Annotated in this window: 22 protein-coding genes; 8 read left to right on the top strand and 14 right to left on the bottom strand. The window is 39.7% G+C overall.

What is annotated here, in order from left to right:
- Positions 1-28: 28 nt before the first annotated feature.
- Entirely contained in the window at positions 29-1096 is a 1068-nt protein-coding gene (locus QFZ31_RS25870; protein WP_307308599.1) for an NAD(P)/FAD-dependent oxidoreductase, read from the top strand.
- Between the two features lie 38 nt (positions 1097-1134).
- On the opposite strand, the gene QFZ31_RS25865 is transcribed toward QFZ31_RS25870, so the two are convergent.
- Positions 1135-1461: a YuzD family protein gene (locus QFZ31_RS25865; protein ID WP_307308597.1), complete on the bottom strand. Its 327-nt coding sequence runs from the start codon at positions 1459-1461 to the stop codon at positions 1135-1137.
- Positions 1462-1610: 149 nt separating this feature from the next.
- Between QFZ31_RS25865 and QFZ31_RS25860 the strand changes: the two genes are divergently transcribed.
- Positions 1611-1853 (top strand): NifU family protein, encoded by a 243-nt coding sequence (locus QFZ31_RS25860; RefSeq protein WP_034674824.1) that lies wholly within the window; start codon positions 1611-1613, stop codon positions 1851-1853.
- A 296-nt stretch (positions 1854-2149) separates the two neighbouring features.
- On the opposite strand, the gene yutH is transcribed toward QFZ31_RS25860, so the two are convergent.
- The gene (yutH, locus tag QFZ31_RS25855; protein WP_307308594.1) at positions 2150-3160 is read right to left on the bottom strand and encodes a spore coat putative kinase YutH; all 1011 of its coding nucleotides are present in this window, start codon (positions 3158-3160) and stop codon (positions 2150-2152) included.
- A gap of 208 nt (positions 3161-3368) precedes the next feature.
- On the opposite strand from yutH, the gene QFZ31_RS25850 reads away from it, so the two are divergent.
- Positions 3369-3869 carry a phosphatidylglycerophosphatase A gene (locus tag QFZ31_RS25850; protein WP_179595316.1) on the top strand — a complete coding sequence of 167 codons (501 nt, stop codon included), beginning with the start codon at positions 3369-3371 and terminating at the stop codon, positions 3867-3869.
- 38 nt (positions 3870-3907) lie between these two features.
- Here QFZ31_RS25850 and QFZ31_RS25845 read toward each other — a convergent pair whose 3' ends face one another.
- The 3 genes from QFZ31_RS25845 to QFZ31_RS25835 form a co-directional block, all read right to left on the bottom strand.
- On the bottom strand, positions 3908-4672 hold the full coding sequence (locus QFZ31_RS25845; RefSeq protein WP_307308592.1) for a TIGR01457 family HAD-type hydrolase: 765 nt from the start codon (positions 4670-4672) through the stop codon (positions 3908-3910).
- Positions 4673-4738: 66 nt separating this feature from the next.
- Positions 4739-5173 carry a DUF86 domain-containing protein gene (locus tag QFZ31_RS25840; RefSeq protein ID WP_307311798.1) on the bottom strand — a complete coding sequence of 145 codons (435 nt, stop codon included), beginning with the start codon at positions 5171-5173 and terminating at the stop codon, positions 4739-4741.
- Positions 5174-5200: 27 nt separating this feature from the next.
- A complete protein-coding gene (locus tag QFZ31_RS25835) occupies positions 5201-5371 on the bottom strand; it encodes an EAL domain-containing protein (RefSeq protein ID WP_307311795.1) in 171 nt (56 codons plus the stop codon).
- Between the two features lie 186 nt (positions 5372-5557).
- Between QFZ31_RS25835 and QFZ31_RS25830 the strand changes: the two genes are divergently transcribed.
- Entirely contained in the window at positions 5558-5824 is a 267-nt protein-coding gene (locus tag QFZ31_RS25830; protein ID WP_179595313.1) for a DUF3055 domain-containing protein, read from the top strand.
- 46 nt (positions 5825-5870) lie between these two features.
- Positions 5871-6155 (top strand): cytosolic protein, encoded by a 285-nt coding sequence (locus tag QFZ31_RS25825; RefSeq protein ID WP_307308587.1) that lies wholly within the window; start codon positions 5871-5873, stop codon positions 6153-6155.
- Between the two features lie 79 nt (positions 6156-6234).
- Here QFZ31_RS25825 and QFZ31_RS25820 read toward each other — a convergent pair whose 3' ends face one another.
- On the bottom strand, positions 6235-6510 hold the full coding sequence (locus QFZ31_RS25820) for a YutD family protein (RefSeq protein WP_306075982.1): 276 nt from the start codon (positions 6508-6510) through the stop codon (positions 6235-6237).
- A 113-nt stretch (positions 6511-6623) separates the two neighbouring features.
- On the opposite strand from QFZ31_RS25820, the gene QFZ31_RS25815 reads away from it, so the two are divergent.
- Complete coding sequence (locus QFZ31_RS25815; protein WP_307308582.1) at positions 6624-7262, top strand: YhcN/YlaJ family sporulation lipoprotein; 639 nt, start codon at positions 6624-6626, stop codon at positions 7260-7262.
- A gap of 78 nt (positions 7263-7340) precedes the next feature.
- On the opposite strand, the gene lipA is transcribed toward QFZ31_RS25815, so the two are convergent.
- Complete coding sequence (gene lipA, locus QFZ31_RS25810) at positions 7341-8258, bottom strand: lipoyl synthase (protein ID WP_307308579.1); 918 nt, start codon at positions 8256-8258, stop codon at positions 7341-7343.
- Positions 8259-8462: 204 nt separating this feature from the next.
- Between lipA and QFZ31_RS25805 the strand changes: the two genes are divergently transcribed.
- The gene (locus QFZ31_RS25805) at positions 8463-9416 is read left to right on the top strand and encodes a M23 family metallopeptidase (protein WP_307311792.1); all 954 of its coding nucleotides are present in this window, start codon (positions 8463-8465) and stop codon (positions 9414-9416) included.
- Positions 9417-9438: 22 nt separating this feature from the next.
- Here QFZ31_RS25805 and yunB read toward each other — a convergent pair whose 3' ends face one another.
- The 6 genes from yunB to QFZ31_RS25775 form a co-directional block, all read right to left on the bottom strand.
- Positions 9439-10194: a sporulation protein YunB gene (gene yunB, locus QFZ31_RS25800; RefSeq protein WP_307308575.1), complete on the bottom strand. Its 756-nt coding sequence runs from the start codon at positions 10192-10194 to the stop codon at positions 9439-9441.
- 165 nt (positions 10195-10359) lie between these two features.
- Positions 10360-10662, bottom strand: coding sequence for a YunC family protein (locus tag QFZ31_RS25795; RefSeq protein WP_034677214.1), 303 nt, complete (start codon positions 10660-10662; stop codon positions 10360-10362).
- 67 nt (positions 10663-10729) lie between these two features.
- Positions 10730-12076, bottom strand: coding sequence for a bifunctional metallophosphatase/5'-nucleotidase (locus QFZ31_RS25790; RefSeq protein ID WP_307308571.1), 1347 nt, complete (start codon positions 12074-12076; stop codon positions 10730-10732).
- An 18-nt stretch (positions 12077-12094) separates the two neighbouring features.
- Positions 12095-12916, bottom strand: coding sequence for a sulfite exporter TauE/SafE family protein (locus tag QFZ31_RS25785; RefSeq protein ID WP_307308569.1), 822 nt, complete (start codon positions 12914-12916; stop codon positions 12095-12097).
- A gap of 266 nt (positions 12917-13182) precedes the next feature.
- Entirely contained in the window at positions 13183-14028 is an 846-nt protein-coding gene (locus tag QFZ31_RS25780; RefSeq protein ID WP_307308567.1) for a DUF72 domain-containing protein, read from the bottom strand.
- Positions 14029-14390: 362 nt separating this feature from the next.
- Entirely contained in the window at positions 14391-15377 is a 987-nt protein-coding gene (locus QFZ31_RS25775) for an N-acetylmuramoyl-L-alanine amidase (protein WP_307308565.1), read from the bottom strand.
- A 220-nt stretch (positions 15378-15597) separates the two neighbouring features.
- Between QFZ31_RS25775 and QFZ31_RS25770 the strand changes: the two genes are divergently transcribed.
- Positions 15598-16983 carry an IS1182 family transposase gene (locus QFZ31_RS25770; protein WP_307303192.1) on the top strand — a complete coding sequence of 462 codons (1386 nt, stop codon included), beginning with the start codon at positions 15598-15600 and terminating at the stop codon, positions 16981-16983.
- 219 nt (positions 16984-17202) lie between these two features.
- Here QFZ31_RS25770 and sufB read toward each other — a convergent pair whose 3' ends face one another.
- Positions 17203-18600: a Fe-S cluster assembly protein SufB gene (sufB, locus tag QFZ31_RS25765; RefSeq protein WP_179595304.1), complete on the bottom strand. Its 1398-nt coding sequence runs from the start codon at positions 18598-18600 to the stop codon at positions 17203-17205.
- Positions 18601-18618 lie beyond the last annotated feature (18 nt).

Genomic DNA, 18618 nt, shown 5'->3' with positions numbered 1-18618 from the left:
TTACTGGTTTACAAAGGGGAAATAAAAAATGAAAAACCTTGTAATTCTCGGTGGAGGTTACGGCGGAATGAAGATATTGAGCGAACTTCTTCCAAACCATTTACCCGAGGATGTAAGAATTACACTTGTTGACCGCGTACCATACCATTGCTTAAAAACTGAATATTATGCCTTGGCGGCAGGAACTGTTTCGGATAAGGAGCTGCGCGTTTCTTTTCCAGAGCATCCTCAATTAGAAATTAAATATGGTGAGGTTACAGGAATAGAAAAAGAAAATAAAAAGGTCCTGCTAAAAGATTCCGAGCCGATTTCCTATGATGACCTAATTATTGGTCTGGGCTGTGAAGATAAGTATCACGGCGTCCCAGGCGCTGATCAATACACCTACAGCATTCAAAGCATCGAAAAATCCCGTCGTACGTACTCAGTTCTAAACAATTTAGGACCTGGGTCAGTAGTTGGGATCGTAGGAGCAGGTCTTAGTGGGGTAGAGCTTGCCAGTGAATTAAGTGAAAGCCGCGGCGACCTAAAGATTAAACTATTTGATCGTGGCAAACACATTCTTCCAGCATTTCCAGATCGTTTAAGTAAATATGTTGAAAATTGGTTTCAAAAAAATAATGTTGAAATCATCAACAACTCAAATATCACCAAAGTTGAAGAGAATTTACTCTATAATCATGATGAACCCATCCCGTGTGATGTGATTGTTTGGACAGCTGGTATCCAGGCTAATAGGGTTGTTCGTGAATTAGGGGAAGAAATGGACCGTTCAGGAAGACTCATCATTACGCCACGTCATCATTTACCCAATGATGAGCACGTTTTTGTGTTAGGTGATTGTGCTAGTCTTCCACATGCCCCTAGTGCTCAATTAGCAGAGGGACAGGCGGAGCAAATCGTCGAAGTGTTGAAAAAGCGCTGGAATGGCGAGGAGCCGCCAGCTGAATTCCCAACGATTAAGTTAAAAGGTGTTCTTGGTTCACTTGGTAAGAAACATGGTTTCGGGATGATGGCCGACAGAGCGATAACCGGTCGAGTGGCACGCCTCCTAAAATCAGGTGTTCTTTGGCTCTACAAGTATCATAATGGATAATTAAAAAAGGCATTCCAGCTTACATGCTGGAATGCTTTTTATATGGATTTATAGCCACATTTTTCCAACTCATTAAATATTGTTTTTAAGCGCGGGTTTCCTTCGCCCACTATTTTATCTTTAATCACAACCACTGGATAAAACAGATCTTCTTCAATAACTCTCTTTGCAAAAGCTTCTTTTTCGCTTTCTTGAGGCGGTTGATAAATATCAACATAGGTCATCTTGAATGGTTGATTAGGAAACTTTCTTGAAATTGCTGCCTCAAGCCATTCGAATGTTTCCTTTGAGGAGGGTAAATTTACACAGCTTGGACATAATTGTTCTGCACCATAAAGGATAATTTCAACTGTAAAATTAGTCATTCCATCAATCCTGCCTTTTTCTTTTATTTTACATCATTTAAACTATTAAACATAAAAATATGGTTGTAAATGTGCTAATTCCCATTTCATGAGAATGGATTTTTCCCTTCAATGACATTATAATATAAGGTAGGAAGGAGACGATAAATATGGCAGAACAAGTACAAGAAATGTTTGAGCAGGTTCAGGAAGTATTAGATAAATTACGTCCATTTCTTCTTCGTGATGGAGGAGATTGTGAGTTAGTTGATGTTGAGGATGGTATTGTTAAACTTCGTTTATTAGGTGCATGCGGCAGCTGCCCAAGCTCAACAATTACCCTAAAAGCCGGAATCGAAAGAGCACTTTTAGAAGAAGTTCCTGGCGTTGTCGAAGTAGAACAAGTATTTTAATAAAGATAAAAAGCGATTGCTACCAATGAGCAATCGCTTTTTTTATTACTAGAATGTGGTAAAGAAGCAAATTTTGATTTGCACCTCTGTTGATTGGCGCGGAAGGCACGAAGACTCCTGCGGGAGGACGGGGCAGTGGAGACCCCACAGGCGCTTAAGCGCCGAGGAGGCTCCACGGACCGCCCGCGGAAAGCGTAGTGCCTCGTGACAGGCAAAAACCGCCTGTCTCTGCGATGACTATTCAAAGGAGCATTCCTTGGTGGAGCGCCAATCAACAGACTAATTTAACAAAGCGATTACCTAATCAACAGCCAGTCTAGTTGAGGGATATTTAATGGTTTTAATGGGGCACCTACAGTATGATAAAAATGACCCAAAAAGCGTTCGTACTCTGTGGATTGTTTTAACATCTTACTTAATTTTTCTTCCAAAAGCTTCTTTTCCTGCTCAGATCGAGTGATATAGTAATTCTCAATACACTCAAAGTAATGAAGCGGAAATAATAAACGTGAGAATAATAACCTCCATGAAAAAGAGGATAAAGGGGCAATACTTTGATAATCAACGAAAAACTGTCTGACATCAATCTCGTAGGTTTGTGTGTTTCGGAAGTATCGTTCTCTCGTCCATTCTGCTAAATCACGGCACCGATGATCAAATACCCAATCAAATGGGTCCTTAATGTAATAATTAGCTCCCCAAGAAGCATTTGAAAAACGTTCATGACACACAGTTCCGCTATCCGATTCTTTTGGCTCATCGTCCAATTCTGTGTCCACTAAGTATTGAATCGCATTTTCAGTTAAACCAATATAGTATGGAAACGAATCGATAAACATCCTTTCAAAATCATCCTCAGGTGTTTGGAACATTAGTTCGCTCCAAACCTTTTCAATTTGATCAAGACGCTTTTCCCATAATTGCTTCCATTGTCCAATTCTGCTTGATCTATCAATTTTGAATGGGACCGTTTTCCCTCGCTCATGGAATTTAGCTAACTTTCTTCCTAGTTTCACTTTTGCGTGTTGTTCTGTTTGCCGATTTGCCAGGACACAATATTGGTGATCTTCCCAGGATGCAATAAATCCACCCTCATTCGATTGTAGAAATGCTGGCACATGGGAATCCCCAGTATTCCTTAAATGTTCCGCAATTTTCTCTAGTTCATTAATATCCTCGGCGTCCCTTCCATCAGCCTTTGCAACCAAATAAAGCCAGCCATTTCCTCTAAGCGCGTCGTAGGAGTCTAGTTTTACATATTCATCGACTTGTATTCCATATTTTTTTTCAAGTAATTTTTGTAGCACCCTTCCACCTCTTCTCTTTTCCACTTCTATGTCATATATATGTAGTAGCCCAAAAAACTTGTTGTCTTCTTGCGTAATAAAGTATAAGAAAAACGTTATAGGAGAAATCTGTAAGAAGGGTGATGGTTCATTCGTTCCTTTTCAAAAAAACGAGCATATTGTAAAAATTAAGAATGGTAAAAAATTCCAAAGAAAAGGTGATAAATGGATGGCAGAAGATAAAAAAATGGATTTAACAGAAGAAACTGCAAGAAGATGGATCAAAGAAAGAGGCGTAGAAATTCAGGATATCGCTGATTTAGTCTATTTTTTGCAGGAAAAATACCACGAAAACTTAAAAATGGAAGACTGTATTGCAAATGTTGAACGCGTCATATCAAAACGTGAGGTCCAAAATGCCATCATAACGGGAATTCAACTTGATATGTTAGCTGAGAAAAACATGCTCGAAGAACCTATCCAATCTATTATTAAAACAGATGAAAGTCTTTACGGTGTTGATGAGATTCTTGCACTTTCCATCGTGAATGTGTACGGATCTATTGGCTTTACAAATTATGGTTATATAGATAAGCAAAAGCCTGGAATCTTAGCCCGTTTAAATGATAAATCAACCGGAGAATGCCACACATTTTTGGATGACATTGTGGGAGCCATTGCCGCTGCTGCTTCTAGTCGTCTTGCTCACCGAGCAGCTCATGTAGAATAAAGCATATTTAGAAAAGGATGGAGAGCTCCATCCTTTTCTTACGGCTCCCATTGGTCTAATGAATCAATGGCATATGTAGGTTTTTTGTCATAGCCTGCAAGTAATTCCTTCGTTGTGACACCTGTGTGAACTAATAGTGTATCAAGCCCTGCATTCATCCCCGCTAGAATATCGGTATCATAATAATCGCCCACCATAAGTGTTTCTTCTTTAGATGTGCCCAATACCTTTAATGCCTGCTCCATGATAATCGATTCAGGCTTTCCAATAAACGTCGGCTTAGTTTGTGTTGAAACAGAAATTACAGAGGTTAATGATCCATTTCCAGGGACTAAGCCTCTTTCCGTTGGTATCGCTATGTCTCCGTTTGTAGATATAAACGAAGCACCATTGCGGACAGCAAGACAGGCTACTGCTAACTTTTCATAGCTAATCTCGCGGTCAATACCGATGACAACATATTCTGCATCCTCAGCGGCAAATAAGAATTTCTTTTCCTCCATAGCGATTCGAAGACCTTCCTCACCTATAACAAAAACGGATGCATCCTGCTTTTGGCTATAGATATAATTCGCTGTCGCTTGACTGGTTGTAAAAACAAGGTCCTCTTCGGCAGGAATATCAAAATCTCTGAGCTTTTGAGCAACCTGAGCGGGAGTGCGGGATGAATTATTGGTAACGAATAAATATGGAATCCCCTTTGCCCTTAATTTTTTAACAAAGTCTCCCGCTGCTTCGATCTTTTCGGAACCTTTATACATTGTTCCGTCGAGATCAATTAAATAACCTTTATACTTTTCCATGTTAATCACCCCTACATGTATCATATCCGATAATTAAAAAGGACCGCAAACGCGGTCAGTGATATATTATATAAATGCCGATACAGGCCCGAGTTCATTCTCAAGATAGTCTCGGACGTTTTTTGGAAATAAAGCCAAATCTTCAATTAGGCTAGAGAACTGATTAAGAAGTTCTGTATGGTCAATCTCCGTATAGAGCTGGACGAGTACCTTACGATATTGGACAAGCGTTTTTAAGCTTGTACCTGTTTCCTTGGTAACAACTTTTTCATCAATTAATATTTCAATGATATCTTCATAACTGCCAGGGTCTCTCATAATAAACCCATCTATTATTGCATTACCTGCATCTAACACGGATTCAATTATAAGATGTGTAATCCGTTCTAATGCAGCTTTTTCTATCGGTGTTGACCAGTCTACCTGGCTAGAAAATAGGCTGATTTGTTTTTCTAGAAACACCAATGTGGTCTCCAACTTTCCGCGGTCTACAAAATACATTTCATCCACTTCCTTATTTATTATCACTCATGTTGCAACTTCCTCAAAAAACATTGCTGGACGGGCATAAAAATTGCCCTGTGCTAAGTCAACATTATTTCTCGTTAGTACGGAGGCTTCTTCTTGGTTTTCAATACCTTCCGCTACCACTAAGGATCCTGCCTCCTTCGCAACAACTGCAACTAAATCCCATTCAATCCATTGATTCCATCTCTCTCAGAAACACATCCGAAAATAATAAGTATATTGTAACACAATTCGCCAAAAACCGTTTTTCTTTGAGTGAGTTTTTAGTAATATTCTATTATCGCCAAATATTCCCCCATTTCCTGATTATTTGGTAATATAAAGAGGTTGAATAAACTAACTAAAGGAGAACTTTACATGGCAGAACGTTATTTCTTATATGATGATACAGAAGATACAAAGACACGATTTGTAAGCTTTGTTGGTGACAACCAGCGATTTGATTTGGCGATTGTGAAAACGGATCGTCATTATGGAAAGCATCTTGTACTCGATTTACAAGGGAGTCGCTTTGCAATTATTGGTGAGGATGACTTGAATGAGGAAGGCTATTTAGAATACGCTTTCCAGTTAAATGAAGAGGATGCCGAAGAATTACGTTCCTTTTTATTAGAACTACTATAATTTTTTATCACTCCTTACAACATAATAAAACAAAAGGAGTGATAGTATGGCGGAAAAAGAATCTAGAAGCTATTTTGACCTTTCGAATGTTGAGAAACAAAAGAACTTTCTGACCGCAGAGGAATTTCCCGATGGCCCTTTTGGATCTCCCATTCGTAAAGATGAGCCTGTTCAAAATAAAAGCACCCCTTGGCAAGAAGGTCAGCGATATTATAGCAACTTTAATTACGAAAATAAAACCTTTCATCAGGATATCCCTCGTCAAATGGAAGGGGCACACCCGACACATGACGACCCTGATAAAGAGGAACAACCACCTTATACGCACTAAAGCCTCAGCACGTTAACCAGCACTGAGGCTTGAAGATACCACATTAAAGGCTTGCCGTTTTGGCCAGCCCTTTTTTTATTTACTTTTTGACTTTTTTCAAAACAAAATAGGCACAGCCAAAATTACAGTATTCATACAAATATTCACTTAATGTACTGATTTTGGTGTCAAATGTTGCTTTTTGATTCTGATCCTCAAAAAAGCCTTTCAGCCGAAGTTGTCCATATCCCCAATCCCCAACAATATAATCATATCTGGATAATATATCACTGTATCTTGCCTTTAGAGCCTCCTCATTAAAGGCATCTCTATGCTCCTGCACGATTTCATACGTGGCGCCGTTTATACTGATCATGTTATCACCTCAAATTTACCAGTAAATCTTTCTTTCATTATAACCGATTCACCATCAATTACTAAGAAAAAAAATGAGTTATTTGGCTATTCTATAAAAAGGAGGTGCTTAAAATGAAAAAATGGTCGATAATGATTGTTTTTTGTTTATTCCTAACAGCAGCAGGCTGCTCAAGGGATATGGCCAATCGTGATGTGTATAAAGAAAGCGGAGATACCACAAATGTTAATAATAAACGTGAAGAGCTTTATAATGAAGGCGGCAGTCAGGGTGTTCGAAATGTAAGTGATGACTACGGCTTTGTTCGTCATCAAAAAAGCCCAATTCAGGGGGACAGGGGCGGAACTGCTCACTACGCAGCTATAGACCGTGAACAAGTCGCTAATATTATTAGTCAGTTAAGCACTGACATACCGAATGTAGATGATGTTGCCACTCTTGTAACCGATCAAGAAGTTCTCGTTTCCTACGATACAGATTCTAAAGACCGAAATCAGACAGCCGACCAAGTAAAAAGAACAGCTATGTCTGTTGTCCCTAGATACTATCATGTATATGTATCAGACAATACAAAATTAATGCGTGATGTGGAAAATCTGGCAAATCTGGATTCCACTAGTCACAATGCCAGAAATTTAGTGAATGGTTTAATTACCCAAATGAAGAAGTCGCCACAAGGCAATCGTATGAGCGATAGTGAAGACGAAAACGGTGCTACCGCTGATGATAATATGAATACAAACAATCGCTAACAAAAAGAGTTCAGCCCAAGTGGACTGAACTCTTTTTATTGTCTAGTTGCAGCGCCTAGGGGCTGCAGCTTTTTCATTCTATGCTTCTTTTGCTTCTGCTTCGCCAAGCAATTGTTTGTGTTTCGCGGCCGCATTCACTTGTTCATCTGCATGGTACGATGAACGGACTAATGGACCCGCTTCACAATGACTAAAGCCTTTTGTGAGGGCTATTTCACGTAATTCAGCGAATTCCTCCGGGCGGTAATATTTTTCAACCTTTAGATGGCTCTTAGATGGTTGTAAATATTGTCCTATCGTCATGATATCAACATTATTCGCTCTTAAGTCATCCATTACTTCAATAATTTCTTCTTTTGTTTCGCCAAGTCCAACCATTAAACTTGATTTTGTTGGTATCACAGGCTGCATTTCTTTCGCTCTTCGTAAGAATTCTAATGAACGGTCATATTTTGCACGCGCTCTAACTCTTGGCGTTAGCCGTCTTACGGTTTCGATATTATGATTTAGGATGTCGGGTTTTGCATCCATTAACAAAGCTAAATTTTCTTCTTTACCACCCATATCTGAAGGAAGAACTTCAATGCTTGTAAAAGGATTTTTTCTTCTAATCGCCCTAACCGTTTCTGCAAAAACAGCTGCACCGCCATCTTTTAAATCATCCCGGGCAACCGCAGTAACGACAACATGTTTTAAGTTCATTAATTGAACTGAATCTGCCACTCGTTCTGGTTCTGCCAAATCTAATTCTGTTGGCAGTCCTGTTTTCACTGCACAAAAACGACAGGCACGTGTACATGTATCACCGAGGATCATGAAGGTAGCTGTTCTTCTCTCAGCCCAACATTCGTGAATATTAGGGCAGCGCGCCTCTTCACATACCGTATGTAGATTTTTTTCACGCATCATTTTTTTTAAGCCTGTATAATGTTCATTCGTATTTAATTTTATTTTCAACCATTCCGGTTTTCTTAAGTATTCACTATTTCTGCTCACTTTTTCCACCCCTATAAATGAGTTTGCACCTTGTCACTTTACCATACTTTTTGTCACAACAACAAGCAGACCAACTTCGAAAACACTTTTTCCAATTATTGTCCATAATGAAATCTCCTAGAATTCATAAACTAAAAGCGTACAATAATCGGAAGGAGGATTCCTGTGCGGGCATTTCTGATAATTGGAACAATCCTCTTATTAATGAGCTTTTCTCTCAGGGATGCTCATGCTAAAGGTCCTGATGAATATCAGGAAAGAATGAAGCTATACAAAAAGGTTGAAACCGTTACACTAATCCCTTGGTATTACTTAGCCGCCGTGGACCAGTATGAAAGGACTATTCGGCAGGTTCGCAAAGATCTACCTAAAGCGGAAAGTGTAATTGGCATTTATTTTACTCCGGAGAAATGGGCTGGACCAACAAATCCTAATCCCCAAGAAGAAAACCCAGCAATTATCCAATTTTTCAATGGTATGGGCGTCGATGGGGATGGAGATGGAAAAGCCAGTTTAAAGAGTGATGAAGATGTTTTATATACTTTCGCCAATTATCTTCTCTCATATGGAGTAGACGATGATAACATTAAAATTGGGTTATGGAATTATTATCACCGCGACAAAACTGTTGGCATTATAGCCGGAAAGGCGAAGATTTACCGCCATTTTGGCCGGATAGATTTAGATACCCATGTATTCCCGCTGCCATTACGCAGCAATCATAGTTATCGCAGTACGTGGGGCGATGCAAGGGGCTGGGGCGGCAGAAGAATTCATGAGGGTACCGATATTTTTGCAGGTTACGGTGTTCCAGTTCGTGCTACAAACTATGGCATAGTCGAAATGAAGGGCTGGAATAAGTTCGGCGGCTGGAGAGTTGGAATTCGTGATATTAATAATACGTATCATTATTTTGCTCATCTTAGCGGTTTTGCTAAAGATTTAAGAGTTGGTCAAATCGTGGAACCCGGAACCTTAATTGGCGGCGTCGGCAGTTCCGGATATGGACCTCCAGGGACATCTGGAAAATTTCCGCCGCATTTGCACTATGGTATGTATAAAGATAACGGTTATACCGAATGGTCGTTTGACCCAACTCCACATTTAAGATTATGGAAACAACAAGAAAGACAGGCGTTAAAATCAAAGAAAAAATAGGACTGTTCTTTTGACAGTCCTTTTAATTTTGAGGAGAAGGTATTTCAATGGATGGTGTAACACCATTTCCTCCATTATTATAAAATTGTGGTACATCCCCTTGAATTAATCTTCCGCCTACTGGAATATTCTGCTCTAATTTCGTTATATCCGTAGCAAACGGAGTAATAATTTGCACGGAAACCTCTAGATGGATTGCGACATCAATCCATGTATTATTGATTCCCATTGGTTTTGGGTTAATTTTCACATCTGGACGTACTTCCCCGATTGCATGAAACCTAACAGGGATTTTAGGACCTAAATTTCCTAACAAGGCCATGTTGGTTGCTTGACCAAGCGGGACATTCCACACTATCCCATCCTGTTGCTCTGTATTTACCTCAATATCAACATCCGTTAATTTCTCTAGTGAATCAAGATCTCCTTTTTCTGCTGCATTTAAGTTTTTCTGTATTTCATTGGTGATTTCGGATAATTTCTGATTTATGATTTCCGTTTTTAAACTGGCACTCGGCTGCGCACCATTTTGGCCCGCTTCGACGGCAATAACATCTCCTACTTCTACCGTTTTCTTGTTAATTGCCTTATTGATAACCTGTGAGGCAATTTGCTTGGTTTTTGATTCCGCATATCTCATTAAGGATGGTTCAATTCCCTTGTTGACCAGCCATATTCCCATTGCAGTAGACAATATAAAAAAGACAAACGATAATAACAAAACGTATCGGAAAGGTAACGGTCCCCGTTTTCGGTGACGCACACGAAACTTAGCCAAAAATGATCCCCCCTTACATTTTATATGTATGCGGGAAAGGGATGAACTAGCCTATAAATTTATACTAGCTTGCCTGGCCGAAGAAAACGACAGCGCCTTGCCCAAGGGGCGACAGGCATAATGTGAGTCGGTGCATAAGAAAAAGCCTGCACGAATGCAAGCTTTTCATACCATTTTCAACAGAGCGTCTTTTCCAAGCATTCCTTTTGTAATACCAATTGCTTCTGCCTCGACTGTAACTGACTCCATTGGTGCGTTAAGTAGCTGTTCAATGGTTCTTACCCCCACTGCTCTTGCTGCAATGATTTTACGATCCTTTAACTTTTCATTCAATAACCCCACATCTAAAGCACCGCACATAATATATCCCTTATCATTGCTTATGGAGAGCAGTGTAGTTTTTGGTAGCAAGACAGTAACAGCCAAGAACGTGTGACCATTAATCTCTACCGGTGATAACTCAATCAATTTACACACTCCCTTCCTCACTATCAACTTATGAAAGCGAGAGAAAAAGCGTGTATACATTCTAGGACTACTTTTCTAATTTCCATTTCAGTAAGTCCCGTAAAAATTCAGGAAGAAAATATTCCTTTTTCTTTCGTGGAAATACTTCTTTGAAAAAGTGTCCGAAGGTAAACATATCTGGTACCGCAATGGTATAGGTCTGTTTTAAGTCTAATTGTTCCCCATTGATAAAGATGTCACTGTTTTCATTAAAGCTAATCCTGTCATATATACTTTCTCCCATCACTGTTCCCCTAAAACCAAGCCCGACTACCTGCTGGTCTGCCCAGTCTTGCCCCCTTGTTTCAAGCAATACCTTCTTTAATTCACTGCCTGTAAGTTCAATTTTACAAGGATTAATTGGGTGTGGACAAATAGAGAGCACATCATATAATGTCACTTTACTTGGTAATGGACCTAATATAAGACCTCCATTAATAAATGCACAATCTGCCTTGCACCATTCTCTAAGTGCTTGGCAAAGGAGCTGGGCAAGCTCAGCTTTCTGAAACGGTTCATGTGGGTATTCCTTTGGAAATTTGGTGATTTTTTGATTTAACAATTTCTTTCCTTTTCGGTAAAGTTCTTTAGAAATAGCTTTCTCATCTGGTACTGAAGGAAGTTCCATCACATTATATAATAGTGCTTGTTTGCCAATGTGTTTTCTCTCATCAACTTGAATGCAAACATACCCAACATATCTTCCATGCTTACCAGCCCCGGCAAGCAATGTCTGTCCCTCCAACTTTCCCTCAGGAAGTGTATGGTGAGTATGACCTCCTAGAATAATATCGACCTCTGGAAATTCTCTTGCAATTTGTTCATCATGGTTAAGTCCGAGATGAGAAAGCAGAACAATGATATCTGATTGATTCCTCAGCGTCTGAATCCAGCTTTTTAATTCTTCAATAGGTTCTGTAAGATGCCAGCCTAATAGCTCATAAAGAAGCGAAAAATTGGCTGTTAATCCAATCACACCAATTCGAGTACCTTTTTTGGTTTTATAAATTTTGTATGGCTTTAGCCACTCTGGATATTGCTTGTGACTGTTATAGAGGTTAGCCAGGACAACATCAAATTTCCTGTTGTCATACAAATGATTCAGGCCATCATAAGGGAAGTTAACTCCCTCATTGTTACCAATCGTAACTGCAGTATAGCCGCTTTCATTTAACAACTCAATATTCCCTTGCCCCTGGGTTCCTTCTGAAAGCGGGTGCCACCTGTCAATAAAATCACCTATATCAAAAAGTAAAAATTCTTCCCCCGCTGCTTCGTGATATGTTCTTCGGCTAGTTAAGAAATGCTGAATTCGCGGCCATCGTTTTAAATGGCTATGAAGATCATTTGTATGATATATGTGAATGTATTCCATGCATGATTCGCATCCTTTTTAACCCATAATACCTTCATAAATTAATCGTATGCCGACAATGATTAATATGGTTCTTAGTAATAAAACAATTGTTTTGCTTTTTAACCTTGTGTTTAAGTAGACCCCGACCCTGGCACCAATCCATGCCCCAGGAACTAACGCCAATGCAAGCAGCCAATCAACATTCCCCAAAGTAATATGGGTAATGGAGCTAAGGATGGATGTTGGCAAGATCATAAACATCGAAGTGGCTGTTGCTACATGGGGAGGAAAGAAAAAGAATAGGATCATGGTCGGCACCATTAACGATCCACCGCCAACACCTAGAATCCCGGATAAAAAGCCGACAATAAGCGAAATAATAACTCCCATTACAGGGTTAAATCCATATTCAAAGATTTTTCCTGTGTTATCTGTAAAGCTTCGAACAATCCCTTTATCCTTACGATAAGGGATCGGCTTTAGTATATCTTTCAATAACAGCACAAATGAAACAAAAATGATAAAAATACCGAAAAATAAATTGAATGATTTTAAATCTAATATCTCTGTTACCCACGCTCCTAAGATACTCCCAGGACCACTTCCAATCAAAAAAATCAATCCACTTTTATAATCCACCGTTTTATGCTTCATATAAGCTAACGTGGAAGAAAGTCCGGTAAAAATCATCGTAAAAAGGGAGGTGCCCACGGCTGTCTGAGGAGAAATATAACCAAATGTAGACAGAGAGCCTAAAAAGAGCAAGGAAGGAACAATCACGATCCCTCCGCCCAATCCAATTAAACTGCCTAAGGAACTGCCCGCGATCCCTATCAATACTAAAACAATCCACTCCATAATCTTTCTCCTTTTTTAAAATAGCTTTGTTAAATTTCATTGTTGATCCTTAATCCCCCGGTAAAAAGGTTGATGAAAGACAAATCAGGAAAGTTCCCATTGAGATTAGTCCTTCATATGCATGATGAAAGACAAATTAGGAGGATTCCCAGTAAGATTAGTCCTTCATAAGCATGATGAAAGACAAATCAGGAGGTTTCCCAATGAGATTAGTCCTTCATACAAAATTCCGTGAGAAAAATCAACATCTTTCTATAACAGAGCCTTTAAAATAAATCCAGTTGTCTTGGAGCAAGGTCCTCATATTTTATATTTAAAAGGTCAATCATCTCTTTCGCGTTATCGGCTGCATCGCCGCCGGAATTGTTGTTAAAAAGAACATAGACATTAGCAGATTCCTTGGCTAATTGTCTAATAATATTTGCCCATTCTTCGAGCTCTTGTTGATTATAACGATAGAGGTAGCGCACCTCACGCCAATTTTCAGCCTGACGTTTTTGCCAGCCATGCACGTTTCGTCCATGGAATCTAATCAGAAGTTTTTCAGAATCAATTGCTTCTAATACGGCTGGTATGGAACCCTCACCTGATTGGGGTTCATCGCAAATACTATGTATCCATCTTTCCTCTTTCATAAAATCTAGTGTATGCTGGCGATATCTGGTTGTAAACCAAGATTGGTGCCTGAACTCGAGTGCACAAGGTAAATCACCCATTGCATTTTTACACCAACGTAAATATTCCACGTTTTCCCGCTTACAATCGAACCAGGGCGGAAACTGAAATAGGACCATTGCTAATTTGTTTGCTTCTATGTATGGTTCTAGAGACTCTTTGAAAGCCTGAAACATTTCTTGTTTGGTTGCGAATGGGGTTTCGCCACGCTTATGACCTGTCATACCCTGGTACGCTTTAATTATGAACTGGAATGAGTCTGTTGTGTCGTTGACCCACTTAACTGCATTTCTTCTTGGTTGAATCGCATAGAAAGCGGTGTCGACTTCTACGGTAGGAAAATGACCTGCATATTCTTTTAGTTTGTCTCGAGGTAAGGTGTGGTCCGGATATAGGCTATCATGATCCCCCCACCCTGTTACACCAATGTAAATCATCCTAAATCACCTCCACCTAATAATAATAGCATAACCTCATTTTCAAGCGTATTTCTGGCGACTAGTTTTATATTTCTTATCGACCTTATGAGTGACCTTATTTCCTTTTTTAACAGGTTCTTGGGCTCTCATTGACCTCATGAGTGACCGTTTCTCCTTTTTCAACAGGTTCGCGGGCTCTCATTGACCTCATGAGTGACCGTTTCTCCTTTTTATACAGGTTCTCGAGCTCTCATTGACTTTATGAGTGACCGTTTTCCTTTTTCAACAGGTTCTTTGGGCTCTCATTACCAAAAATCCGCCTGCCAGAACGACAAGCGGATCCATATTATTCGATTGAATTTTTCTGGAAGTCTTTCTCATTATCCTAATTTTATCTCAACCGCTTCTATCCGTAACGCTTGCCCTGTGGTACCTGCAACTTCTCCATTTTTCTTCCAATCTGTCCAGCCAATATTTTGCACATGAACTCTGTATAAAATAGTAAGTTGGTCACTATTTATTCTTATTGCCTCTAAACGTAATCCTTCGCCTATCGTTCCAAAGACTTCACCGTTTGTTCTAACAGTTGTCCACCCTTTATTTTCAACGTGGCCTTCCATCACTAACTGCGCATCCGTATTTTCTAATCTTACTGTTAATGCCTCAAGCCTTAAAGACTTTCCTGTAGTTCCCGCTGTTTCTCCGTTTCTCTTAGGTCCTTGCCACCCGATGTTCTCGATATGTGCTTCATACACAACAGAGGGTGCACGCGTTACTGCTGGCACCGGTGCTAGTGCTGGTGCTGGTGCTGCTTTCCTAGTCAAACCGTAAAATTGAGCCAATCCATTGACGATACCTTGGGCACATCTTCTTCGGTATTCATCTGATTTTAGTAATGCTAAATCTTGATTATTGGTCATAAACCCACATTCAATTAAAAGTGCGTCCATGTTAGTTTCACGTAAGATAGCAAAATCAGCACGTTTCACCCCACGATTAACCATACCTGTAATGCTAACAGTTTGGTCGTGAATCATTCTTGCCAAGTTATTTGTACTTGTAGGTGTATTTAAGTAGATATAGGTTTCGATTCCTCTTGCCGAGGCAGCGCCTGCATTCGCATGGATACTTACTAGACAATTTACTTGTAGTCGATTTGCTAATGCCGCACGCGCATCTAGACTCGTATCAATTCCATCGTTCAAATCGTGAGATAAAAATACTTCTACTCCATTATACTGCGAAAGAATATCGGCCACATGAAGGGCTGTTGCCTTATTAAATTCAAATTCGCGCATACTTCCAACTGGGGCACGTTTCCCAGACGTGTTAATGTCATGGCCAGGATCTAACATAATTTTCACCATTATTATCATCTCCCTTACTATAGTAAATGAACTAATATTCACTTTTGTATAGGTCGAAAGGGCAAAAATTTCGTGGAACAGCAAGAAGGAGACAAACGATTAGTTTGTCTCCTCAGGCTGTCGAGAAAATCTCGACAGCTATTATTTTTTGTAATTACTTTAATGATTCACCGCGTTAATATGCTATAATATACATATAAATAACAGGACGGTGGATAGAATGTATAAGCCAAAAAGAGAAATACAAAACGAAGCTGAATTTGTTTTTATTGATGATTTAGTACCGCAAGATCACCTATTAAGGAAGGTGGACAAGTATATTGATTTTTCTTTTATTGGTGAGAAGGTCCGTCCTTTTTATTCAGAAAATAACGGGCGTCCTTCGGACCCTATACAGCTCTTTAAGATGATGTTTATCGGATATTTTTATGGCATTCGTTCTGAACGACAATTAGAGCGTGAAATTCAGACGAATGTGGCCTATCGATGGTTCTTAGGATTAAAGCTAAACGATACAGTTCCCCATCATTCCACCATTAGTTGGAATCGGCGAACCCGTTTTAAAGATACAAATATATTTCAGGAAATTTTTGATGAGATTGTCTTCAAAGCAATTAACCACAAGATGGTTGGAGGAAGGGTTTTATTTTCCGATTCCACACACCTTAAAGCGAATGCAAACAAACATAAATTCTCTAGAGTTGAAGTGGAAGTTGAAACACGTGAATATGTAGAAGATTTAAACAAAGCTATTGAGGAAGACAGGAGAGATCATGGAAAAAAGCCTTTAAAGGAAAAGGAGGAGGTGACCGAGAAAAAGGAAATACGACTGAGCACAACTGATCCTGAATGCGGGTTTATGTCACGAGAGAATAAACAGGAGATGTTCTGTTATCTTGATCATCGAACTACCGACATGAAGTTCAACATCATAACTGATGCGTATGTTACAGCAGGAAATGTTCACGATTCTGTCCCCTATCTTTCACGGTTAGACCGTCAGGTCGAACGTTTTGGATTTAAAGTAGAAGCTGTGGCACTTGATTCGGGTTACCTGACAAATCCGATTTGTAAGGGACTTAATGAACGCAATATTTTTGGAGTTATCGCTCACAGAAGATATCAATCAACAAAAGGGTTATTTCCTAAATGGAAGTTTACATATGACAAAGATAGAGATTTGTATGTTTGTCCAAATGGTCAGGAGTTACAATATCGTACAACTACAAGAGAAGGTTATCGGGAATATAAGTCAGATCCTAAAAAGTGTACTAACTGCCCACTCCTGCCTGAGTGTACAAAATCTCAAAATAAAACAAAAGTAGTTACCAGACATGTTTGGGAGGAACATAAGGAAAAGGTTCGACTTAACAGACTTTCAAAGTCAGGTAAAATACTATATAAATTTAGAAAAGAAAAAGTAGAGCGAAGCTTCGCAGATTCAAAAGAACTGCATGGGCTTCGCTATTGTAGGTTACGGGGATTGCAAAATGCGAGTGAGCAAGTGTTACTTACCGCAGCATGCCAAAACATGAAAAAGATTGCCACGCACTTAGCCAGGTTTGAAAAAGTGTGTGGCAATCTCCAGGTTCATTCCCCCTGTTGATTGGAGCGGAAGGTGCGAAGACTCCTGCGGGAGTACGGGGCTGGGGAGACCCCGCAGGCGCTTAAGCGCTGAGGAGGCTCCCCGGCACGCCCGCGGAAAGCGAAGCACCTGGAGCGGAAATCAACAGGCCTTTGGGCAGGCAGAAAAATAAAAATTGCCGAGAAAGATACCTTTCTCGACAATCTGAGGAGACAAACGATTAGTTTGTCTCCTCTAGTGTTAACCGATTGAACCTTCCATTTCAAACTTGATCAGGCGGTTCATTTCGACTGCGTATTCCATTGGTAATTCTTTTGTAAATGGTTCAATAAAGCCCATTACGATCATTTCAGTTGCTTCCTGTTCTGAAATACCACGGCTCATCAAGTAGAAGAGCTGTTCTTCAGAGACTTTAGAAACTTTTGCTTCGTGCTCAAGTGAAATATTATCGTTTAGGATTTCATTGTATGGAATCGTATCTGATGTAGACTGATTATCCATAATTAATGTATCACATTCAATATTTGCACGAGCGCCATCCGCTTTACGTCCGAAGTGAACAACACCACGGTAGGTTACTTTACCGCCATGTTTAGAAATTGACTTAGAAACGATCGTCGAAGATGTGTTTGGAGCTAAGTGAATCATCTTTGCTCCCGCATCCTGGTGCTGACCTTTACCGGCAATCGCGATCGATAATGTCATACCACGTGCACCTTCACCTTTTAAAATAACGGCTGGGTACTTCATCGTTAATTTAGAACCGATGTTACCATCAATCCATTCCATTGTTGCATTCGCTTCACAAACTGCACGCTTGGTTACTAAGTTGAATACATTGTTCGCCCAGTTTTGAATCGTTGTGTAACGGCAGTAAGCGTCCTTTTTAATAACAATCTCTACAACTGCACTGTGAAGTGAGTTAGTAGTATAAACTGGTGCTGTACAGCCTTCTACATAATGAACATGCGCGCCTTCATCAACAACAATTAAGGTACGCTCAAATTGTCCCATATTTTCAGAGTTAATTCGGAAATACGCTTGTAAAGGTGTATCGACTTTAACACCTGGTGGTACATAGATGAAGGACCCACCTGACCATACAGCAGAGTTTAATGCTGCAAATTTGTTATCTGTAGGCGGAATCGTTTTTCCGAAGTGCTCCCGGAAGATATCCTCATTCTCTCTTAAAGCAGAGTCAGTATCTTTAAATACGATACCTAAATCTTCAAGTTCTACCTTCATGTTATGGTAAACAACCTCTGATTCATATTGAGCAGATACACCAGCAAGGTACTTTTGCTCTGCTTCAGGAATTCCAAGTTTGTCAAATGTTGCTTTAATTTCTTCAGGGACTTCATCCCATGATTTTTCCGATTTCTCAGATGGTTTTACATAATAAGTGATTTCGTCAAAGTTTAAAGAGCCTAAATCTCCGCCCCATTGAGGCATCGGCATTTTGTAGAAATGCTCGAGTGATTTCAAACGGAAGTCAAGCATCCACTGTGGTTCGTTTTTTAACTTTGAAATTTCTTCTACAATTTCACTTGTCAAACCACGCTTTGATCGAAATATGGAAACATCCTTATCGGCAAATCCGTATTTATAATCACCGATTTCCGGCATTTTTTTCGCCATCGACCTGTTCCTCCATTC

Source organism: Neobacillus niacini (assembly GCF_030817595.1).
GTDB classification, from domain to species: Bacteria; Bacillota; Bacilli; order Bacillales; family Cytobacillaceae; genus Neobacillus; species Neobacillus niacini_G.
This window is presented reverse-complemented; position numbering and strand designations above follow the sequence as displayed.